This window comes from Thermococcus sp. (assembly GCF_027052235.1).
GTDB lineage: Archaea > Methanobacteriota_B > Thermococci > Thermococcales > Thermococcaceae > Thermococcus.
Map to the genome: position 1 here is coordinate 1 of NZ_JALUFF010000010.1, position 20191 is coordinate 20191.

22 protein-coding genes are annotated in these 20191 nt (G+C 50.4%); 15 read left to right on the top strand and 7 right to left on the bottom strand.

What is annotated here, in order from left to right; all coding sequences use genetic code 11:
• A partial coding sequence (locus tag MVC73_RS00495) for a hypothetical protein (protein ID WP_297506023.1) occupies positions 1 to 620 on the top strand: 620 nt, incomplete at its 5' end.
• Here MVC73_RS00495 and MVC73_RS00500 read toward each other — a convergent pair.
• Entirely contained in the window at positions 598 to 1665 is a 1068-nt protein-coding gene (locus tag MVC73_RS00500; RefSeq protein ID WP_297506024.1) for a glycosyltransferase family 4 protein, read from the bottom strand. The two genes, MVC73_RS00495 and MVC73_RS00500, sit on opposite strands and share 23 nt — an antisense overlap.
• On the bottom strand, positions 1666 to 2784 hold the full coding sequence (locus MVC73_RS00505; RefSeq protein WP_297506025.1) for a glycosyltransferase family 2 protein: 1119 nt from the start codon (positions 2782 to 2784) through the stop codon (positions 1666 to 1668).
• Between the two features lie 131 nt (positions 2785 to 2915).
• Between MVC73_RS00505 and MVC73_RS00510 the strand changes: the two genes are divergently transcribed.
• From MVC73_RS00510 to thpR, 7 genes are all read left to right on the top strand, one after another.
• The gene (locus tag MVC73_RS00510) at positions 2916 to 3509 is read left to right on the top strand and encodes a TasA family protein (RefSeq protein ID WP_297506043.1); all 594 of its coding nucleotides are present in this window, start codon (positions 2916 to 2918) and stop codon (positions 3507 to 3509) included.
• Between the two features lie 31 nt (positions 3510 to 3540).
• Positions 3541 to 4356 carry an HAD-IIA family hydrolase gene (locus MVC73_RS00515; RefSeq protein WP_297506026.1) on the top strand — a complete coding sequence of 272 codons (816 nt, stop codon included), beginning with the start codon at positions 3541 to 3543 and terminating at the stop codon, positions 4354 to 4356.
• Entirely contained in the window at positions 4353 to 4784 is a 432-nt protein-coding gene (locus MVC73_RS00520; protein WP_297506027.1) for a ferritin family protein, read from the top strand. The genes MVC73_RS00515 and MVC73_RS00520 overlap by 4 nt, the downstream gene beginning before the upstream one ends.
• 186 nt (positions 4785 to 4970) lie before the next feature.
• The gene (locus MVC73_RS00525) at positions 4971 to 7703 is read left to right on the top strand and encodes an adenosylcobalamin-dependent ribonucleoside-diphosphate reductase (protein ID WP_297506028.1); all 2733 of its coding nucleotides are present in this window, start codon (positions 4971 to 4973) and stop codon (positions 7701 to 7703) included.
• Positions 7704 to 7840: 137 nt separating this feature from the next.
• Positions 7841 to 8305, top strand: a complete 465-nt coding sequence (locus MVC73_RS00530; protein WP_297506029.1) for a phosphoribosyltransferase — start codon at positions 7841 to 7843, stop codon at positions 8303 to 8305.
• Between the two features lie 236 nt (positions 8306 to 8541).
• Positions 8542 to 9894: a hypothetical protein gene (locus tag MVC73_RS00535; RefSeq protein WP_297506030.1), complete on the top strand. Its 1353-nt coding sequence runs from the start codon at positions 8542 to 8544 to the stop codon at positions 9892 to 9894.
• A gap of 67 nt (positions 9895 to 9961) precedes the next feature.
• Positions 9962 to 10516, top strand: coding sequence for an RNA 2',3'-cyclic phosphodiesterase (gene thpR, locus MVC73_RS00540; RefSeq protein ID WP_297497849.1), 555 nt, complete (start codon positions 9962 to 9964; stop codon positions 10514 to 10516).
• Here thpR and MVC73_RS00545 read toward each other — a convergent pair.
• The gene (locus tag MVC73_RS00545) at positions 10480 to 11787 is read right to left on the bottom strand and encodes an ATP-binding protein (RefSeq protein WP_297506031.1); all 1308 of its coding nucleotides are present in this window, start codon (positions 11785 to 11787) and stop codon (positions 10480 to 10482) included. The two genes, thpR and MVC73_RS00545, sit on opposite strands and share 37 nt — an antisense overlap.
• 85 nt (positions 11788 to 11872) lie before the next feature.
• Here MVC73_RS00545 and cca point away from each other — a divergent pair, with 85 nt between their 5' ends.
• Positions 11873 to 13240: a CCA tRNA nucleotidyltransferase gene (gene cca / locus MVC73_RS00550; protein WP_297506032.1), complete on the top strand. Its 1368-nt coding sequence runs from the start codon at positions 11873 to 11875 to the stop codon at positions 13238 to 13240.
• On the opposite strand, the gene MVC73_RS00555 is transcribed toward cca, so the two are convergent.
• The 3 genes from MVC73_RS00555 to MVC73_RS00565 are packed head-to-tail and all read right to left on the bottom strand — an operon-like array spanning position 13237 to position 15587.
• On the bottom strand, positions 13237 to 13605 hold the full coding sequence (locus MVC73_RS00555) for a type II toxin-antitoxin system VapC family toxin (protein ID WP_297506033.1): 369 nt from the start codon (positions 13603 to 13605) through the stop codon (positions 13237 to 13239). The genes cca and MVC73_RS00555 overlap by 4 nt on opposite strands.
• Positions 13578 to 13814: an antitoxin VapB family protein gene (locus MVC73_RS00560; RefSeq protein ID WP_297506034.1), complete on the bottom strand. Its 237-nt coding sequence runs from the start codon at positions 13812 to 13814 to the stop codon at positions 13578 to 13580. The genes MVC73_RS00555 and MVC73_RS00560 overlap by 28 nt, the downstream gene beginning before the upstream one ends.
• 36 nt (positions 13815 to 13850) lie before the next feature.
• Positions 13851 to 15587 carry a glycoside hydrolase gene (locus MVC73_RS00565; protein ID WP_297506035.1) on the bottom strand — a complete coding sequence of 579 codons (1737 nt, stop codon included), beginning with the start codon at positions 15585 to 15587 and terminating at the stop codon, positions 13851 to 13853.
• 126 nt (positions 15588 to 15713) lie between these two features.
• Between MVC73_RS00565 and MVC73_RS00570 the strand changes: the two genes are divergently transcribed.
• The 3 genes from MVC73_RS00570 to MVC73_RS00580 all read left to right on the top strand — a co-directional run bounded on the left by MVC73_RS00570 (position 15714) and on the right by MVC73_RS00580 (position 17326).
• Complete coding sequence (locus tag MVC73_RS00570; protein WP_297506036.1) at positions 15714 to 16022, top strand: hypothetical protein; 309 nt, start codon at positions 15714 to 15716, stop codon at positions 16020 to 16022.
• Between the two features lie 29 nt (positions 16023 to 16051).
• Complete coding sequence (locus MVC73_RS00575) at positions 16052 to 16882, top strand: DMT family transporter (protein ID WP_297506037.1); 831 nt, start codon at positions 16052 to 16054, stop codon at positions 16880 to 16882.
• Positions 16883 to 16951: 69 nt separating this feature from the next.
• Entirely contained in the window at positions 16952 to 17326 is a 375-nt protein-coding gene (locus MVC73_RS00580; protein ID WP_297506038.1) for a hypothetical protein, read from the top strand.
• Positions 17327 to 17406: 80 nt separating this feature from the next.
• Here MVC73_RS00580 and MVC73_RS00585 read toward each other — a convergent pair whose 3' ends face one another.
• Entirely contained in the window at positions 17407 to 17859 is a 453-nt protein-coding gene (locus MVC73_RS00585) for a hypothetical protein (protein ID WP_297506039.1), read from the bottom strand.
• A gap of 273 nt (positions 17860 to 18132) precedes the next feature.
• On the opposite strand from MVC73_RS00585, the gene MVC73_RS00590 reads away from it, so the two are divergent.
• The 3 genes from MVC73_RS00590 to MVC73_RS00600 form a co-directional block, all read left to right on the top strand.
• Complete coding sequence (locus tag MVC73_RS00590) at positions 18133 to 18585, top strand: hypothetical protein (RefSeq protein ID WP_297506040.1); 453 nt, start codon at positions 18133 to 18135, stop codon at positions 18583 to 18585.
• Positions 18582 to 19073: a hypothetical protein gene (locus tag MVC73_RS00595; protein WP_297506041.1), complete on the top strand. Its 492-nt coding sequence runs from the start codon at positions 18582 to 18584 to the stop codon at positions 19071 to 19073. Before MVC73_RS00590 ends, MVC73_RS00595 begins: the two co-directional genes overlap by 4 nt.
• Before the next feature lie 142 nt (positions 19074 to 19215).
• Positions 19216 to 20191: class I tRNA ligase family protein (locus MVC73_RS00600; RefSeq protein WP_297506042.1), on the top strand; the 976-nt coding region annotated here is incomplete at its 3' end.

A 20191-nucleotide genomic window follows, 5' to 3' on the forward strand; every position in this document is an offset into this window, starting at 1 on the left:
ACAGAGAAGAGCCTCTGCTGGTGGCTCTCCCTTCAGTGCTGACATTGAACGTCGTTTTTGGCTTCCTCCTTAATGGCCCCTTTGAGAGGTACACCTTCGGGCCACTTGCCCTGATGAGCATTTATTCTGGGTACGGGCTCGTAGAGTTGTACAAAAAGATATCCAATAAAGTAATAATCATCAGGAAGATAAACCTAGAACGTGGGGTTGCTCTCTTCTTGGTGACTCAAATAATAGTTCTAAACCTAGCGGTTTTGCAGTTCAGCGATATCGGAGCCAAGGGAATACAGGATTACGGATACTGGTATGACCAGAGAGTCTTCGGTATTCTTGAAGAATACGGCCATCAGAATGACTCATTCGGAGGAACCCCGCATCCAGGTATGTTGGGTTTCAAAAACTGGACTTGGGCAGACAGACGGATAGGGCTTGTTCTAAATAAGAGTCCTGACTGGCTGATTACGTTTAAGAGCTGGGTTAAAGTTGACAGAAAAGCCGTTGAATCCGGAGCAATCCAGATTTGGACTTCCGGTCCTTATGTTGTGATTCATGCCCGAGAGAAAGACGCCATAAAAAGGTATGTGTCTCCAGCGAACTTCACACTCTGGAGGCGCCCATAAGCGCCTCCATCCGTCTTCTCGCGAGGACAGCCATCTTTCTCCTAAGTTTCTCATTTTCTAGGAGCATTACAAGGGAACTGACGAGCTCCTCGACCTCAGGTTTGATAACTAAGCCCTCTTTACCGTGCTCCACCACAAATGGGAACTCACCGAGATTGCTTACAATGACCGGCGTTCCCAGCGTCATTGCTTCAAGGACAACCTTCCCAAAGGCTTCGTTCCCGGAGGAGGGGAGTACCAAGACTTTGGCGTTTTTGTAGTACTCAACGAGTTTCCTATCACTTACGAACCCACTAAACGTCACGGAATATTCAATGCCCCTCTTTTTGGTAAGCTGTTGGTAGTAATCCAGAAGTTCACCACCACCAACCACCACAAGTCTCTCCCCAGGCAGGATTTTTAGGAATTGGGCAAATGCATCAAGCACAAGAGACAGATTCTTCCAACGATGAGCCCTTGTTAGCTGACCAACGAAGAGGATATACTCCCCGCTATACCTAGGGCGCTCACTTAGAAAGACTCCAGAAATCCGTGGATACCGAACTTTTGCGTTAAATCCTTTTTCAAAAAGAAGGCGGGCCACATAATGGGAAACTGCGAATAATTTTGCCCCGGAGAGGGTGACCTTCTCAAGGGTTTGAGAATACAGCCGGGCTATTTTGTCAAGCCACAGGCCTTTCTCCAGTTTTCCAACATGGTAGTATATAACAAGAGGAATCCCAGCGAGCTTTGCCACTAAAGATGCGACATCTGCATAGAATGGTACTGGTGTGTGCGCAATTATAATGTCGAATTTCTCCCTTTTAACCATGGACACAAGTTCAAAAGGTAGAGATAGCTTGATAGGAGTATTTGACACAATAAAAAGAGGGTGACGCCTAATAACTCTTATTCCATCTAGCACTTCATTCCGGGGCTCGTTTTTAGTGGAACATACGACTGTAACCTCGTTCTCTTTTTTCAGCTCTAAGGCCATTTCGTATGCGTACCTTTCAAGACCTCCCCCCTCAGGATAGAAGTAAGGGGACACTATGAGAATTTTCACTCAGGATCCCTCCTTCAGCATCAGGATACTGACAAAAAAGGAGAAAAACGCCAGCTGGATACCCAATGCCACAAGTGTCATGACGAGGATTGCCTGCTTTATTTCAAAGAGCTCACCATAACCACTTGCTCGCCATTTAAGGAAGATATTGAGACCAATCACAAAACCGACTCCTAAAAGGATTGCGGAGAGTAACAGGCCCTCCTCCAGTATAGAATACCTCATAAAAAACTTGGTTATCCGGTCTGGCTTTTCCAAACCTTCCTTTACTGCGTAGACCCTACTGAATATTCCAAAATTTATAATCTGGAACCCAACGATTATCAGAAGACTTGCGAGAATAAGAGAATGAACTCTCAGCGGATTGGTGTTGTAGGCATAGGCCATGAGGCCAGCTCCTCCAAGAACAAAGAAAAGCCCGGGTAGAAGGAAGAGGTAAGCGGGGGAGTAAAGCAACATCAAACGAAGGTGTCGCCAGCCGTCTTTAAACGAGCTGAGCTTTGATTTTCCGATGCGTGGGTGATAAGTTATCGGAATTTCCTTAATCCTGAGCCCGGTCTTTGCAGCCTCAATAATCATCTCGCTGGCAAACTCCATCCCACGACATTTCAGAGGAAGTTTCTCTAGAGCATCCCGACGTATTGCCCTAAAACCGCAATGAGCATCGGAAATTTGTGTTTTGAAGAAAAAGTTTAAGACCTTCGTTAAGAGAGGATTTCCCACATATCTGTGGAGCCACGGCATTGCCCCTTTCTCGATTTTACCCTTTAGCCGGGTACAAATAACTAAATCAGCCTCACCCTCAATGAGAGGTTCGAGAAGTTTTGGAAGCTCAGAAAAGTCATAACTTCCATCTGAATCTCCCATGACAATGTACTTACCCTGTGCATGGTTGAACCCAGTAATGTACGCATCCCCGTACCCCTTATCTTTCTGGTGGATTACAATGGCTCCCAGAGAACGGGCTATCTCCGGTGTATTATCAACGCTCTTGTCAACTACAATTATTTCATGGGACAAACCCATGTTCTCCAGTGTCTCCTTTAGTTTTGGAAGTACAATGGATATTGCCTCTTCCTCGTTCATAGTGGGCAATATTACTGAGACATCGACTGACATGGTCGTCCTCCCCTTTCTGATGGCAGATATTTCTCTAAGTTTTTAGGATTTTGCTTGTATAGTATACTTTTTGGTAATAATAAAAAACTTTTTAAGGTTGAATTTTGGTCATACTTAATGAGGTGGTCAAAATGAAACGCTGGAGTGTCGTAGCAATTGGTAGCTTACTGGCCCTCCTCCTGATCGGGGGTGCCAGCTCCTTCTTCACAGACGTTGCCAAGTCCAATGGGAACGAGATAAGCTCCGGCAAGTTCGACATAGCCATCAGTAAGGAAGGAACCAGATACTACAACGACCTTAAAATCTTCCAGTTCTCGGGGATGAAACCCGGGGACGAGAGAACCTTTGAGTTCTACGTAAAGAACAGGGGTGATATCGCGGTCTCAAAGCTAACCCTCGTGTTCCACGTCACCGACAGGGAAGATGGAGAAATGAGCCCCGCCGAGAAGGAAGTTGACAACACCACAGATGTCGGTGAACTCAGTAAATGCCTCATCGTGAAGTCCGTTGAGGTCTACAGGGGAAATTCCTCCTATGCCATCAACGGGGTTTCCGGGAAGACCTTCAGAGAAATAAGCGGGAAGGAGCTCGAACTCCTCAGGGAGCGATTGGATAAAGGGGAAAACATCAGGCTCGCCGTGACAGTTGAGTTCTCACCGGGCGCGGGTAACGAATGCCAGAGTGACAGCGTTAGGGTGGACATGGAGCTGAGGGCAGAGCAGTGAGTTTTTAAGCCCCTCCCCCTTTTTATCCCACATGAAACAGATTGGCATAATCTTCGATATGGACGGGGTAATTTATAGGGGCAACACACCCATAACAGGCTCAAGGGAAGTTATAAACTTCCTGAAATCCCGGGGTGTTCCCTTTGTTTTTCTAACGAACAACTCCACGAAAACCCCGAGGAGTTATCGGGAAAAGCTCCTCTCAATGGGCATAGACGTTCCAGAGGGGCTGATAATTACTTCCGGCCTCGCCACGAGGATTTACATGGAAAAGCACTTCGAGCCCGGAAAGGTTTTTGTGATAGGCGGTGAAGGCTTGGAGGAAGAAATGGAAGCTCTTGGCTGGGGAGTTGTAAGTATTGAAAAGGCCAGAACCGGAGAATGGAAGAAGGTTAAATACGTCGTAGTCGGTCTTGACCCTGCTTTGACCTACGAGAAGCTCAAGTACGGAACACTGGCGATAAGGAACGGGGCGCGCTTTATAGGTACGAACCCTGATACTACTTATCCCGCAGAGGAGGGGCTTTACCCCGGGGCCGGGGCAATAATAGCCTCCCTGCGGGCCTCGACGGATAGGGAACCCTTAATAATCGGAAAGCCCAACGAGCCGGTCTACGAAGTCGTTAAGGAAAAGCTCGGCGACGTTGACGAAATCTGGATGATCGGGGACAGGCTTGACACGGACATCCTATTCGCCAGGCGTTTCGGGATGAAGGCAATAATGGTTCTAACCGGTGTCAGCAGTCTGGAGGACGTTGAGAGGACTGGCATCAGGCCCGACCTCGTTCTCCCGAGCGTTGCCGAACTGCTGGACTACCTTAAAGCGATTCTTGGTGGAGGGGGATGAAAGCTAGAGAAATAATAGAGCTCATGATAACTCAGGAGAATGAACTCTACAACCTCTACAAGCTCGGGGAGACATTTGCAGTCTTTGAGAGGCCCGAGCTGAGGGATGTCTTCGCCCTCATAGCCGAGGAGGAGCTGAGGCACAGGAAGACTCTGAAAAAGCTCCTGGAGGGCCCCGTCCTCGAGGAGGCAATCCTTGACTACGTTGATGAGCTCTCCCTACAGCCCATGCTTTCCGACGAGAGGGCCAAGCCCGAAAGCTTGGAAGAGCTTGTGATTGAGGCCGTTCTGAGGGAGAGGCACGCCTACGAGATGTACACCAAGCTCTCCAATATCCTCGGGGGTTCCCTCTCCCAGATATTCAGGATGATGGCAGGTGAGGAGCTCAAGCACGCCTACAGGATGAAGCTGGTCTACGAGGCCCTGTGAGTGGATAAATTGTCCGACATAATGACTTTTCTACCTCTTACTCCTTGGGCAAAGTGCCGGTCATAAATTTGTCAGGATGGCAGTGGTCAAGGGGGTAAGGTATATTTACCACCACGAGCAACGCTCTCAGCCTGTAGATTCTTCCAATAGACGGGAAGATATGTAAACATATGCCGGGGTGTCACTATGGCGGTTGAACAAGTGATGAAAAGGGATGGTAGGATTGTACCATTCGATAAAGAGCGTATAAGATGGGCTATCCAAAGGGCAATGCTTGAAGTAGGGGTAAGGGACGAGAAGCTCCTAAACAGAGTTGTCAGAAGGGTCGTCAGGAGGATAAACGAGCTCTATGACGGGCGGATTCCCCACATAGAGAACATACAGGACATAGTCGAGCTTGAACTCATGAGGGCAGGCCTCTTTGATGTTGCAAAGGCCTACATCCTCTACCGCAAGAAGAAGGCCGAGATAAGGGAGGAAAAGAAGAAAATACTCAACAAGGACAAGCTCGACGACATAGACAAGCGCTTCTCCATCAACGCCCTCCGCGTTCTTGCCTCGCGCTATCTTATGAAGAACGAGAAGGGGGAGATAATTGAGAGCCCGAGGGAGCTCTTCGAGCGCGTTTCTATCCTAGCCGTCATTCCGGATTTACTTTATGATGAGAGGGTCTTTGACCTAAATGGAAAACACGAGCAGGACCTGAGGGCCGTCGAGAAGTACCTTTCGAGGCTTGACGAATACGATGGAAAGCTCTCGATAGGCAGGTTCAAGCTCAACAAGTGGCACTTCGAGAGGCTCCTCAACCTCTACCGCGAGCTCGCTGAAAAGAGCCAGATGAAGGTCTCAATCAACGAAGTCGTCAAGATGCTCGAAAACGGGGCCTTTGATAACTACGAAGACGAGATAGAGGAATACTTCAGGCTGATGACGAGTCAGATTTTCATGCCCAACACTCCAGCGTTAATCAACTCTGGAAGACCGCTCGGAATGCTTTCAGCGTGCTTTGTTGTTCCGATAGAGGACGACATGGAGAGCATCATGAAGGCAGCACACGATGTAGCGATGATACAAAAGGCCGGCGGCGGCACCGGAATGAACTTCTCAAAACTCCGCCCCGAGGGCGACATCGTAGGCACGACCACGGGAGCTGCCTCAGGACCAGTCAGCTTCATGCACCTCATAGATGCAGTCAGCGACGTGATAAAGCAGGGTGGCGTGAGAAGGGGAGCCAACATGGGAATCCTTGAGGTCTGGCACCCGGATATAGAGAAGTTCGTCCACGCCAAGGAGAAGAACGTTGGAACCAATGTCCTGGCAAACTTCAACATAAGCGTTGGCATCTGGGAGGACTTCTGGGAGGCTTTGAAGGAGGGCAAGCGCTATCCTCTCGTTAACCCGAGGACTGGAGAAAAGGTCAAAGAAATCGACCCGAAGAGCCTCTTCGAGGAGTTAGCTTACATGGCATGGGCCAAGGCCGATCCGGGCGTTGTCTTCTTTGATGTCATCAACAGGAGAAACGTGCTGGCGGAAGCAAAGGGTGGGAAGATAAGGGCCACCAACCCATGCGGCGAAGAGCCCCTCTACGACTACGAGAGCTGTAATCTGGCGAGCATAAACTTGGCAAAGTTCGTCAAGTATAACGACGAAGGAAAGCCCTACTTCGACTGGGACGAGTACGCCTACGTCATCCGGAAGGTGGCGAAGTACCTCGACAACGCAATAGACGTCAACAAGTTCCCGCTCCCTGAGATAGACCGCAACACGAAGCTCACAAGGAGGATAGGCGTCGGTATGATGGGTTTGGCCGATGCCCTATTCAAGCTCGGCATTCCCTACAACAGCGAGGAAGGCTTCGCCTTCATGAGGAAGGCAACCGAATATCTCACATTCTACGCCTACAAGCAGAGTGTTGAAACTGCCAAAAAGCGCGGTTCCTTCCCGCTCTACGAGAATAGCAGATACAAGGACGGTGAACTTCCCGTCGAGGGCTTTTACCACAGAGAAATATGGAACCTGCCCTGGGACGAGCTTGTTGAGGAAATCAAGCGCCACGGCGTCAGAAACGCTATGGTGACGACGTGCCCGCCGACCGGAAGCGTTTCAATGATAGCCGACACCTCCAGCGGAATCGAGCCCATCTTTGCATTAGTTTACAAGAAGAGCGTAACCGTTGGCGAGTTCTACTACGTTGATCCCGTCTTCGAGGCCGAGCTCAAAAAGCGCGGGCTCTACAGCGACGAGATACTGAAGAAGATAAGCGACAACTACGGCTCGGTTCAGGGGCTGGAGGAGATTCCAGAGGATATGCAGAGGGTCTTTGTAACCTCCATGGACATCCACTGGCTCGACCACATCTTAGCGCAGGCCAACATCCAGCTCTGGCTCACAGATTCGGCGAGCAAGACCATAAACATGCCGAACGATGCAACGGTTGAGGACGTCAAGGCTGCTTACCTGCTCGCCTACAAGCTCGGCTGTAAGGGGATAACGGTTTACCGCGATGGCTCGCTCAGCGTTCAGGTCTACAGCGTCGAGGGTGAGAAGAGGAAGCGCGTTCCGGCCAAGCCGAGCGAATACGCGGTTGAGAAACTGAAAGCTGTTGTGGAGGCAGAACCCTGGCTGGCGCGCTTTATCAACGTCGAGGCCATACTCAACGGCACCAATGGAAAGGAGAAGAAGGAAATCCCTGCTGGGCTGACCTTCTCGGTCTCCCACACCTCAACTCCAAAACCTACCCACGAGCACCCGCACCACGCCGAGAAGCCTGAAATTCCAGAGGAGAAAATACGGGAACTCCTCGGCGTTGCATACTGCCCTGTCTGCTACGAAAAGGACGGTGTCTTAGTTGAGCTTAGGATGGAGAGCGGCTGCGCCACCTGTCCGCGCTGCGGCTGGAGCAAGTGCGTCATAAGCTGAACCTTCCCTCTCCCCGTTTTTCCGGATTTAACATCTTTCTGTCAAGGCATTCTTTTTAAGGCCTTCATTTTAACTTCCCTCAACTCACCAAAGCTTAAGTTTCCCGCCGAAAACTCACGCTATTCGGAGGTGTTGACATGGACAAGGTGTACCTCACCTGGTGGCAGGTTGACAGGGCGATTTTCGCTTTAGCGGATGAGCTGAGGAAAAACTTCATGCCCGATGTGATAGTCGGGGTGGCGCGGGGTGGGCTTATTCCAGCCGTGAGGCTCAGCCACATCCTCGGGGACATTGAGGTCAAGGTCATCGACGTCAAGTTCTACAAGGGTATTGACGACAGGATGGAAAAACCTGTGATAACTATTCCGCTCCACGGCTCGCTTGAGGGCAAGAGGGTTGTAATAGTTGATGACGTCAGCGATACTGGTAAGACGCTTGAGGTTGTCATCGAGGAGGTTAAGAAGGTAGGGGCAGAGGAAGTTAAGGTCCTCTGCCTCAGCATGAAACCCTGGACGAAGGTCGTTCCGGACTTCTACGTTTTCCGCACAGACAAGTGGGTCGTCTTCCCTTGGGAGGAGTTCCCCGTTGTGGTGAGGGAGTGAGCTCTCCTTTTTATCCCTTGCTCTTCCTTTGCATCGTCATGCAACTCTTTTACTCAGGCTTCTTTTGGATTGTTCTAAGAGGAAAACCCACGTTAGAATAAAGTTATACTAGAAAAAAAAAGGAAGAATTTTTACTAAAAGTAAAAGGAAAAACTTATAAGATAAGCCGAATTAGATAACATTGCAGACCACAGGGGGTGGATTCAATGCGGCGGCAAAGCCTGATAGCCCTCCTGTTGGGCCTGCTGATAGTTGGTGTTATAGGATATGCACAGGCAACCCCCATAGGCGGTGCCAAAGTAATTCTCCTCGACAAAAATGGGAACGCGCTAACAGGACAGGGGAGAATCTACTATGCAGTCTGGACGTTCGACGAAAAGGGCAGTATCAAAGTCCTTGAAAAAGGCACCCTTGAAAGGAAGCTTTTCTTCTCGGAAAACACGATAAGAGTACCCTCAAGTGTACTCAACGAGGCCAAAACGATCGCAAGAAAAATAGGCTCAAAAACCACCTTCATAGGAGTGGACGTCTGGATTGTAAAAAACGGAGAGGTTTACACCCTACCACCGGACAGTTTTGAAGTAACAACAGACCAGACCACTTTACCCCAAACCGTGAAGCTGAGGTTCAACCCCAAGGAAGCAGAGAAAACCACAATTGTGAAGATTGAAAAGAAAGCCGGCGTACAACCCCAAGGCTACCTGAATCCCCCATGGTTTGAATGGCGAACGGTGAAGGAGCAAAGATTTCAAAACGTCAAAATACCTGTTCTTATAATCCACAACAACGTCTGGAGCGATATCTTTGGCACAGCCGACATCGGAATAACAGTTCAGAAGTACTGGGGCCCTGACGTGACAGTTGCACTTGGAGACAAGATATCGGAGAAAGTTGAGTTTGACCCAAGTTCCATAACGGTTAAGGTTCTCGGAAGATCGATAACCAACTACTTTGCAGGCGGAGACGATATCACGGTTCCAAAGGAGGACTTTTGGGGCTACGTATGGATTAAAGGGACCATTCACTACATCTACCAGAAGGAGTACATGTGCGAGGAAGATTCCCACGGCAATGTCTTCTGCTCCCCAACTGGCAACGAGAGATACTTTGCAAAGGTAGACAGCTTCACCATAGACAGGGTCAGTGGGAATGTCAAACACATAGCAAGCGGTTCAACACTGGGAAAGCCACCATACAACTTTCCAAGCAGTTGGATGAAGAAATCAAGTGGAATATCCACAGGGGTAAACAACCCGATATCACTCTCAGAGTTTTACGGAAAAATTTATGCAGGAAGTGACGGCCACAGCTTTGGCGTGGGCGTACCCGTGGGGGCAATCTTAGATGCTCTGGCAGATGGCAGTCTCCCACCGTGGTTTGCAACCATAACCGTTGGCTTCAGTGTTAGTGACTATTCCAGTTACGTCATGCTTGGCCACGTAAAAAACAAAGGGCCTTCCAGCACCGTAACTTTCCACGCAATGGAAAGCAAGTATAAGGTTGAGATCCCAGTGCACCACTGGTACGGTACGACCTATGAAAAGGTAAACGTTCCGATTGGCCTTTATGTGGAAGCTGACTACAGTTGAACTGCTTTTTATTTACCTTTCCCAAAACCCCTTTAACCCCCTCCCCCAACTTTTCCCGGTGGTCGGTATGAGGGCGTTCATAGCTATCGACGTCAGCGATGAGGTTAGGGACAACCTCCTCAAAGCCCAGGAGAGAATAGGAAACAAAGTGGCAAAGATAAAGTTCGTTGAGAGGGAAAACCTTCACGTAACGCTGAAGTTCCTCGGAGAAATCGACGAGGCTTTAGCCGAAGAGGTCAAGAAAGCTCTGGGAGAGATAGCTAATAGGCACAGGAAGCACAGGGTTAAGGTTAAGGGGATAGGCGTCTTCCCGAACCCGAACTACGTAAGGGTGATATGGGCCGGGATAGAGAACGACGAGGGACTGAAGGCTATAGCCCAGGACGTGGAAAAGGAAATGCATCGCTTGGGCTTCAAGAAGGACAAGGACTTCGTCGCCCACGTAACCATCGGCCGCGTCAAGTTCGTAAAGGATAAGCTTGAGCTTACGATGGCTCTGAAGGATCTCGCCAACAAGGACTTTGGCGAATTTGAGGTTAATGCGATAGAGCTGAAGAAGAGCACTCTGACGCCAAAGGGTCCGATTTACGAGACTATCGCTAGGTTCGAGCTGGCGGAATGAAGTTGGAAAAGAAAGAGGGAAACGGGGATTATCGCGAGGTTGCTCCCCTCAAGGAACTCAAGTTTGTCCTTTGAGAGGAGTATTTTGTTCTTTATTCCGACCCTTGGGAAGTCTTGAGGCCTAACCCTCTTCCTCCACTTCACTTCCACGCCAAAGTAAGGCGTTACAAAATCCACCTCTCTGGAACCGCTGAAAAAGTACGTTGGGTAAAGGCGCTTCAGGTGTTCACCGACAATACCCTCAATTATCCTGTCCGTCTCAGGCCCTTTCCCGAAGAACCTCCTGAAGGTTTGAAGTAGCAGGGGGTCAAGAAAATAGAACTTGCGCTCTTTCCTGAAGAGGGGGGTTAAATCGTGGAGTTTGACCTGAAAGTAGTTCCTCCCGATGAACAGCTCCTCAGAGAGCTCTAGATAATCCCTCACCGTGACGTGAGAACCTATCTCAAGCTCTTTGGCAAGGGAGTTGAGGGTCACTCTGTCACCGTAGCGACGCAGGAGGCCGAGTATTATTGAAAGGGCTATCCTCTCGCTCCTTCCAAGCTTGGCCACATCGAGAATCGTGGCGTTGTAAATCATCTCGTAGGTTTCAGGTTTTATACTCCTCTCCAGGAGTTCGTAGATAGACTTAGGATAACCACCTGAGGAGAGATAAAAGTCGAGCGCACCGCTCAGGACTTCAAGGTATGGATAAAGCTCAAGGGCGTTTTCGTAGAACTCTCTGCTCGTTTTCGGAAGGACATAGGAGAGCTGGATATTCCTTAATTTTGGCTCAAAAATCAGAGAAACAATCCTAAAGTCCAGCGGAAGGAATTCCTCAACTTTAACCTTCCTTCCGGGGAAGCTCTCCCTTTTCAGCCCGGCCGAAGTCGAACCCGTAACTTGGAGTACTATCCTAGATGCAAGGGGAGAATCAAGAAGAAACTTGATGGCTCTCTCCCAGTTCTCAACAAAGGTAACCTCATCGAGAAAAACGTAGGCCCTTCCTCTCGTACTCCTGAGAAATGACCTAACTATCGAGACTATCTCACGGTAGTCTCTCAAGAGGTCGCAGGAGAAGTACAGAACGTTCCTTGGATTAACTCCCGACTCGATGAGGTTTGCTATAAAGAGCTTCATGTAGGTAGTCTTGCCAACCTGTCTCGGACCAATAAGAACCTTGTTAGTCTGCTCAAAGCGGTAGTTAATCCTTGGCTTTTGAGAAAGGGCTTTTTCAACCCGTTCGTCATCGTATATGGCATCAGGATCAGCCCACCATGGGTTTTGAACTACCATCAAGTCCTCCATCTCGCATCATTGATAGAAAGATAACAAAAGATATATAAATATTTTGATAGCCTAATATCAATAGGTGTAGAATATGGACGTTAAAGCGGTCATCAGCGAAGTCCTCCAGCGAATCAGGCCGACCGAGGAGGAGAGGGCCTTCGTTAAGGAGCTGATGGATGAGCTCGGAGAAATCGCTGAGAGGATTATAGACGAGCTCGGCCTTGAAGCTAAGCCCTACTTCGTAGGCTCTTTAGCTAAGGACACGTATCTGGCTGGAGACCACGACGTTGACCTCTTCCTCGCTTTTCCGCTGGAGACTCCCCTTGAGGAGCTCAGGGAAAAGGGCCTAGAGCTCGGTAAGGTCATAGCGGAGAGGCTCGATTCATATGAGATTGCCTACGCGGAGCATCCGTACGTGAGGGCCAGTTACAAGGGAGTTGGCGTTGACCTCGTTCCGTGCTACGACGTTAAGAACTGGCGGGACGTAAGAACAGCAGTGGACCGCTCGATTCTCCACACACGGTGGGTGAACGAGCACATAAAAGGCAAAAACGATGAAGTCCGCCTCCTCAAGAGGTTTTTAAAGGGGATTAAAGCCTACGGTAGCGAGGTCTACGTGAGGGGCTTCTCAGGTTATCTCGCCGAGATTCTGGTGATAAAGTACGGCTCTTTCCTCGACGTCCTGAGGAATGCCGACTTCATGCTGAGGCAGAAGATAATCGACCCCGAAAACTGGCTGAGGAAGGAACCGGAGATAGCGATGAAAACTGTGAGGAGGGAAGTGGAGGAGGACAGGCCGCTTATAGTCATAGACCCCGTCGATCCAAGGCGGAACGTTTCGGCAAACCTGAGCTGGGAAAAGTACGGGGTGTTTTACTTCAAATCTGAAGGCTTTCTGAAGGAACCGTCCATTGAGTTCTTCTTCCCGCCGGTGGCAACCCCGGGGGACTACGCTGATGAGCTCAGGAGGAAGGGAACCCACCTGCTGACGATCCTCTTTGATAGGCCCGAGCTTGTAGATGACGTTCTCCTCCCCCAGCTGGAGAAGAGCGCCAGGGGAATTGAAACGGCCCTGGAACGGGAGGGCTTTAGGGTTTTTGGCCGGAACTACGGCTATTCCGACAAAAAAGCCTTCATAATGCTTGAGGTAGACAGATTGGAAAGGCCGGCGGTGAAGATACATCCCGGCCCGGAGTTCTTCACCGAGAGGGGGAGGGACTTCTACAGGAAAAACGAGAGGGTCTGGCTGGTGGGCAAAAGGCTCTACGCCGAGAAAAAGGTTACTGAAAACGTCCTGGACATTCTTTCTAGTCTCCTCGAAAAGAACCAGGTATCCCTCGGGAAGAACCTGAGGGAAGTGGTAAAGAATGCCGACTTCCTCGTGGACTACGTTCCGGGTGAGTTGGGGGGAGAGGCCTACCTCTTCCTGAGCAGGAAAAAAGATAGCTTGAAGGGTTAAAGAAACTCAACTTGAAGACCAAAATCCTGAAGGACTTCAAAGTCTCTGTCAAGGGTTATAAGCCTCATGTTGTTGGCGATACAGATTGATCCAATAAGGAGGTCTTTCAGTGCCATGGGTTTTCCAGACTTCCTAAGCTCTCTAAACAGGTAGGCGGCCACTTCCGATGCTTTATCGTCAAAGGGTAGCCGCTCAAGAAAGTCAAGCCACATGAGCTCATCCTTTTTTGGCAGTCCCACAAGAAGCTCGAACTTGGTTATTGTCGTTATGTAAAATTCCTTATCGGATTCGAGAACCCTTTGTCTAACTTCTTCATTTCCGCGGGCCAGTTCGATTATCACGCTCGTATCAAGAACCGCTGCCATTCATCGAATCCCTCCTCTACCTCTCTAAGTTTCTTTTTGACTTCCTTGTACTCCTCCTCGCTCAAAATACCGAAGATTCTATTGATAACATGGGCATTTCCCCTTTTCTCCCTGAGGAGTTCTCTAAGAACCTCCGAGAAGCTTCTATTGCCCTTTATCCTGCTCAGTTCTTCATACACATCGTCCGCTATGGTAAGAGTTTTTACCATCGACACCCCCATATAAACTGAGTGCACTCAGTGTATTTAATCTTTGTGCTCGCACCATTCCCCGTTCTCCCAGTGGCCGTGGGCTTCGCCGGGGATATGACCAGTATCGGCCACCGCCCATTCGAGATTGTAAGGCTCGATCAGGGCCTTTAGGCTACCCTTTAAGTCCCTCTTTCCCACGTAGAGGCCCGCCCTCGTGACGACGTTGTACCCGCTGTTCGGAACCTCGCTCCTCAGCGCTTCTTCCCAAGCTCTTTCAGTTGTTTCCCAGCCTTCCAGTGATGACAGGAAGGAGAGATTCCAGACGTGGTAAAGGCTTTCGAAGTTGAGAACCCTTAGGTAGGCCTCGATGAAGAGATTCTGTAGTTCATCCCCCTCGAAGTAGTCCATGAGCTCTATGAGGGCCTTGGTTATGGTGGAAACGTTTCCAAAAGCCACCCTCGTGTCGAGGTTCTCCCAGAAGCGCGGACAGGAGTGGTTGGCCAGGAGCATGAGGTAGTAGGCCCTCCCCAGCTTAAGGGCTTCTCTATCCCCGTTGGCCGGCTCAAGGACGTAGTCGAGGGAGGTATCGATGCCAAAGTAGTCGTAGTAGTCCTTGAAAAAGACCCTCGCGTAGCGGACGAGAAACTCTTCGCTCGATGAAGGCTCAATACCGAGCTTTTTCAGACCTTTCAGAACTCCAAGGCGAACTGTTCTGTTGAGCTCCTCAAAGAGCCTTGTAAATGCAACCTTCCAGAGCTGGCTTATCCTCCTTCCCTTCACTTCCCTCGCGAAGACCTTTCCGTCGGCCCTGCGATAGCCGAGCCACCGCGAGTCGCTCGTCTTTCCATCGAGGCTCAAATCGAAGTAGTCGCTCCAGCTGGAGTAGTCCTTGACCCCTATCTCAAAGGAGCATTCCCCGTCGAGGCGTTTGAACTCCCCGGAGAGTTTTTTTCTGACGAACTCCATCGCCGAGACGCGCTCGACTCCGTTGCCTTCAATCCCCTCCATCCACGCTGTAAAGCGGTCGAGCTGAGCGGGGTTTCCCAAGAGACTCTCCAGGTCGCTGGCCGTGAAGACCAAATATGGAACGCCCAGGTTCTCCTTGTAGTCGTCGCGGTAGTCAAGGGTGGCCGAGACGAGACCCGGAACGTCGAGGGTGTTGAAGGCAAAGGCGTCACTCAAACTCCACTCCCTGCCGAAGACGAAGGAGTTCCCGTAGCGGTTGCAGGAGTGCTTCGCCTGCGGAAAGTCGTAGATGAGCTGTCTCTCGTCGAGAAGGAAGACGGGCCTTTTTTCTGTGGAAACCTCGACTATGGAGGCGCTCTCCCTCGTTATCACCGCCTCGGGGAGCCAGTAGCCAAGGACATCTCTTCCCTCAGTCAGGGGGGAGTAGAAGTCAAAGGAGACCCTCGCAAGGATTCTCTGCTCAAATTCGTCAAGGTGAGGCACTATCGGATGGAAGGGCGTAGTTGGAACTGCATCAAACTTTTTCATTAGTTCAACGGCCTCTTCAAAGGCCTTTCTGTGATACCTCAGGAGCATGAGGAACGTGAAGGGCTCTACATCAATGCTTATCCCCTTCATCCTTGAGAGGACTTCCGAGATGTGCTCGTAGGAGTAGAGCATGGCCCTCGTCCAGTTCTCCCCTTTGACGTCTTCCTCCCGGATCCTAATCGTCACGGGGCTTTTCCTCTCCTCGTATTCTATGGGTTTTGAACCGTCTCCGTCAAGGATGTAGACTATGTCCCCGGGCTGGTAGGCGTGGAAGTGGTGGGCGTACTTCATGAACATGGTCTCACCGTGAGTGATACCTATGGGTGGCTTATTTCACTTTCGGCCCGAACAATGCGGACATTTCTACCCATCTTTGTCCGACAGATTAATAAGGGTGTACATCAAGCTGATGGCGGTGAAAGAATGAGGCGGGAGATTAGGAAGTTCCTCGGTGAGGACCTGGCCAACTATCTCGAACTGCTCCGAGCCAAGCTGGCCTTTGCCGAAGAGCTCTACGGAGTGAGGATGAACTACGTGCCCCTCATCACGGAGGGCGAGATAGTAATCCTCGACAAGAACGACGGGGAAATAAAGTGGCTCAGGGACAAGAGGCCGCTGACCGGCGATGAACTGGGAAGGCTCATGGGGAAGATAAAGGAGAACCTTGAGAGCGGTTACGTCGAGATGCTTTTAGCGATGAACATGTCCTGCATCAACGGGCCGGGCGAATAGCTTTTAAATTCCCCTGAAAACTTGGCCCGATGAAGCGGGCCGAGCTGATACTCCTTGGGGCAACGGTTCTCTGGGGCTTCACGTTTCCCGCGATGAAGGTTAGTCTTGACTACATCCCCCCTGTTCTCTTCCTGTCATACCGCTTTGGTCTGGCCTCCCTCTTGATGCTCCTCATATTCAGGGGCAGGGTTCTGAGAAGGGAGACCCTCAGGGAGGGCTTCGTCCTCGGTCTGACCCTCTTTTTCGGCCACGGCTTCCAGATAGTCGGCCTCAAGTACACGACCGCCTCCAATTCCGCCTTCATAACGTCCCTCTACGTTGTTTTCACCCCTTTCATTGGCTACTTCCTCATAGGGGAGCGCGTTAAGCCTAGGGACTTCATGTCGCTCGCCGTGGCCCTCGCTGGCCTTTACCTGATTTCCGGAGCAAAGGGAGGAATAAGTTTCGGGGACGCGCTAACTGCCCTCTGCGCCGTCAGCTTTGCATTTCAGATAGTCCTCGTCCAGCGCTTTGGTTACGGTGACTACCTCAGTCTCTCCTTCTGGCAGATATTCTGGAACTTCGTCTTCTCGACCATCTTTGCGCTCCTATTTGAGCCCCTGAGTTTCCCCACCGCGATTCTCCCTTGGGCTGGGATAGTGTACACGGCTGTTTTTGGGACGGTCGTGGCGTTCACCCTGCAGGCGAGGTATCAGAGAGAGACGAGGGCCTACAGGGCCGCGCTTATATACTCAATGGAGCCAATATTCGGTTCCATCTCGGCCTTTGTCCTTCTCGGCGAGAGGTTTACAGCGAGGTCGATTCTTGGGGCGTTTCTTATCATGGCTGCTGTTTGGAATGAGATAAGGAAAGCCGATTGATAGGTCTGGAGTTTTAGAAACAAAAAGTTAATAAAGGTTGGGGAGGATAATGCTTCTGGAGGTGGTACCATGGTGCACGAATACATAAAAGGCAAGACCAAGGAGTTCTCGAAGGAGGAGAAGGAGAAGCGCTACAAGTACCTTGGAAAGGAGGTCATAGACGTCGGCGACCCGGGGCTAGACAGCATACCCGAGTTCTACGGCATAGCCAACGCCATCTGGCGCGACTGGAAGAACGGTGAGATAAGCACGAGGACGGCTCTTGGAAGGCTCGCACTGCTCAAACTGCTCACCTACAAGACGAAGAACAAGAAGATAGCGGACATTCCCGAGGAGGAGCTCGAAGAGGTCAGGAAGTTCATTGACTACGTCATTCAGGTCATAAAGAACGAGAGCAGGAAAAAAGGTGAGCCCGAGGAAGAGAGACAGGTGGAAAACGCTTAAAACAACTGGGTATAACTTTCACCGCCCTCCCCACTCACGCCCCCGTGAGCGGTGAGCGGGGGTCGGTCGGGGAGGGCACACTATACCTTTTCTCGGATGATGAGTATCGAGAGAAAGGCAAGGAAGAAGATCACGTAGGAGTTCAAGTCATGGTAAATCACCCAGGAATAGCCTTTTCCGAGCAGGACAAACATCACAGCAACCTTAAGGCCATCGAAGAGGAGGAGGATGATAAAGGAAAGGATTGCCACGAGGACATCCCTAAGTCCCTTCCACGTCAGCAGAATGTAGGCCAGGACAATGCCGAACTCCGGGACGGGAGTGCAGAGGTCTATGACCCTAACCGCAACCCCGTTCCCGACTATGACGTTGCCGGAAAGCACGACGTTGTAAAATGGGGAGAGCATGAGGAACGCTATCCACGCCACCGGACGTATTAGATAGCTACTCAGGGGATCGAGCGGGTAGGATATAGCCCAGCCGAGGACAAGGAGGAACGGGAGGATAAGCAACTCTTTAACCTTTTTCCTCATGGAGGATCGTTGTTCCCTATTTTATTAAACCCTTTTGGAACAAGCGTTTTCTGGCCTTTACCTGCTTGCCATTTGCCAACCTCTTTGGTTGATAAAACGACAAAGCGGTATTGTATTGAAAATCTTTGCGGACTGGAAAAGTTACTGCAGACTTCAAAAATAGAAAAACACCAAGTTTAAACCATAACAACTTGGGATAGAAATTGATAATTGTGTGCCTGACATATCGTCAAAGTCCATAACAAAACGGTTATATACAATTCTGGGTAATCGATGGATATCATGACCCGTGTGGTGAGTAAAATGAGAAAAGGGGGCCTTTTCTTTCTGGTGGCTGTTGTGCTTCTCTTGAGTGCTGGTGTAGTCTCCTCTCAGAGCTACAACGCCGTCGAGCTGAAGGTTTACAATGAGGGCACCAAGGAGGTATACTACGACAAAATAATTCCCGCCGACCAGCCGTTCCATGTGACATTGACTGTTGACAATACCCTTTACAATATTACCTACGACCCGAATGAGCAGGGTGTAGAGAGGGAACTTGAATGCTCTGGGGGAACCTGCACAGAGACCCTAGTCATAGGTCCTTCGGGTTGGGCTTCGGATGGTCCGATAGTGGTTAGAACCATCTCTGTGAATTATCCTTCGGCGAACGCACCCATTCCGGCTGGGGTCTACGTGCTCGGCGGGCTGATGCTGTTCTTCGGCTTCTTGCTGGGAAGGAGATGAGGACATTGGAGTTGAAACAGCTAGGGGCTAGGGCCATGAACCATCGCACGTCGTTTGTCTTTGCCCTTCTGCTGATTTTGCTGAGTGCTAATGCTGTTATTGCGTTTACGGGTTATAATGCGGTTGAGATTAAGGTGTATACCTACAGCCACACGACGTCAAACGTTACCAGAGTGTATCTTGACAAAATAATCCCTGCCGACCAGCCGTTCCATGTAACGCTGACCATCAACGGTGTTGTTTACGACATAACCTACGACCCAAACTTCGATCGTATGCAAGTGGAACCGCTGGATTACTATGCATCGAGAAGGACGATCATAATAGGCCGTGGCGTTCGTAGTGGCTACATAGACGGTGCCTCTAGTGTTGCTATAAGGGTGAGACTGACAAACCTCCCGAGTCCTGTAAACGCCCCAGTTCCTATGGGAGTCTACGTGCTCGGTGCACTGCTCCTCTCGGTTGCGTTCTTCTTGAGAAATCGATAGCTGGCAAAAACCTTATAAGGAAACTCCCCAATTCCCCCCGATACCCATGAGGGGGGAGTGTTTTATCCTCCGCCTTGCCCGTTTCGAGGCTTAAATCCCCTTTCTGGGTTAGTCTTAACTATCACTTCTGGAGGGTTCTGCCATGATTAAGGAGCCTGAGCTTAGGGAGTACAACCCGGGAAAGCTTGAGGAGAAGATAGAGCGCTTTTGGAAGGAGAACGAGGTCTACGAGAAGGTCAAGGTCAGCAGGGCCAACGGACCTAAATACTACTTCCTCGACGGGCCACCATACGTCAGCGGTGCAATACACCTTGGAACTGCCTGGAACAAAATAATCAAGGACATGATAATCCGCTTCAGAACGATGCAGGGCTACAACGTGAGAAGGCAACCCGGCTTCGACATGCACGGCCTTCCAATAGAGGTCAAGGTCGAGCAGGCCCTTGGTCTCAAAGTCAAGAAAGAGATAGAGACCAAGATAGGTGTTGAGAACTTCATAAGGAAGTGCAAGGAGTTCGCCCTTAACAACCTCAAGGTCATGACCGAGCAGTTCAAGCAGCTCGGCGTCTGGATGGACTGGGACAACCCCTACATGACCATAAAGAACGAGTACATCGAATCGGGCTGGTTCACGCTCAAGAGGGCCTGGGAGAAGGGGCTCTTGGAGAAGGACAAGAGGGTTTTACACTGGTGCCCGCGCTGTGAGACGGCTTTGGCTGAACACGAGGTTCGTGGCGAGTACAAGCTCAGAAAGGACCCGAGCATCTACGTGAAGTTCCCGGTGGAGGGCAAAGATAACGAGTACCTCCTCATCTGGACTACAACGCCGTGGACGCTCCCGGCCAATTTGGCTGTAACAGTCCACCCGGATTACGAGTACGCTAAAGTTAGGGTCGAAACCGAGAACGGAGAAGAGTACTGGATAATAGCGGAGGCCCTCGTTGAGCGCGTTCTTGCCGAGGTTGGCCTTAAGGGTGAAATCGTCGAGGAGTTCAAGGGCGAGGAGCTCGAGGGAATAAGGTACACCCACATTTTAATGGACGAGTATCCAGCTCAAAAGGAGTTCCGCGAGAAGTACAAGTGGGCACACCGCGTAATCCTCGGCGAGCACGTAACGC

Excerpts from the sequence above, each read along its gene's own strand:
- MVC73_RS00520 (WP_297506027.1), top strand. The coding sequence starts at position 4,353 with ATGAAAGCTAGAGAAATAATAGAGCTCATGATAACTCAGGAGAATGAA.
- MVC73_RS00590 (WP_297506040.1), top strand. The coding sequence starts at position 18,133 with ATGGATATCATGACCCGTGTGGTGAGTAAAATGAGAAAAGGGGGCCTT.
- MVC73_RS00565 (WP_297506035.1), bottom strand. The coding sequence starts at position 15,587 with ATGTTCATGAAGTACGCCCACCACTTCCACGCCTACCAGCCCGGGGAC.
- thpR (WP_297497849.1), top strand. The coding sequence starts at position 9,962 with ATGAGGGCGTTCATAGCTATCGACGTCAGCGATGAGGTTAGGGACAAC.
- MVC73_RS00555 (WP_297506033.1), bottom strand. The coding sequence starts at position 13,605 with ATGGCAGCGGTTCTTGATACGAGCGTGATAATCGAACTGGCCCGCGGA.
- cca (WP_297506032.1), top strand. The coding sequence starts at position 11,873 with ATGGACGTTAAAGCGGTCATCAGCGAAGTCCTCCAGCGAATCAGGCCG.
- MVC73_RS00510 (WP_297506043.1), top strand. The coding sequence starts at position 2,916 with ATGAAACGCTGGAGTGTCGTAGCAATTGGTAGCTTACTGGCCCTCCTC.
- MVC73_RS00505 (WP_297506025.1), bottom strand. The coding sequence starts at position 2,784 with ATGTCAGTCGATGTCTCAGTAATATTGCCCACTATGAACGAGGAAGAG.
- MVC73_RS00570 (WP_297506036.1), top strand. The coding sequence starts at position 15,714 with ATGAGGCGGGAGATTAGGAAGTTCCTCGGTGAGGACCTGGCCAACTAT.
- MVC73_RS00560 (WP_297506034.1), bottom strand. The coding sequence starts at position 13,814 with ATGGTAAAAACTCTTACCATAGCGGACGATGTGTATGAAGAACTGAGC.
- MVC73_RS00580 (WP_297506038.1), top strand. The coding sequence starts at position 16,952 with ATGGTGCACGAATACATAAAAGGCAAGACCAAGGAGTTCTCGAAGGAG.
- MVC73_RS00525 (WP_297506028.1), top strand. The coding sequence starts at position 4,971 with ATGGCGGTTGAACAAGTGATGAAAAGGGATGGTAGGATTGTACCATTC.
- MVC73_RS00595 (WP_297506041.1), top strand. The coding sequence starts at position 18,582 with ATGAGGACATTGGAGTTGAAACAGCTAGGGGCTAGGGCCATGAACCAT.
- MVC73_RS00575 (WP_297506037.1), top strand. The coding sequence starts at position 16,052 with ATGAAGCGGGCCGAGCTGATACTCCTTGGGGCAACGGTTCTCTGGGGC.
- MVC73_RS00545 (WP_297506031.1), bottom strand. The coding sequence starts at position 11,787 with ATGGTAGTTCAAAACCCATGGTGGGCTGATCCTGATGCCATATACGAT.
- MVC73_RS00530 (WP_297506029.1), top strand. The coding sequence starts at position 7,841 with ATGGACAAGGTGTACCTCACCTGGTGGCAGGTTGACAGGGCGATTTTC.
- MVC73_RS00585 (WP_297506039.1), bottom strand. The coding sequence starts at position 17,859 with ATGAGGAAAAAGGTTAAAGAGTTGCTTATCCTCCCGTTCCTCCTTGTC.
- MVC73_RS00515 (WP_297506026.1), top strand. The coding sequence starts at position 3,541 with ATGAAACAGATTGGCATAATCTTCGATATGGACGGGGTAATTTATAGG.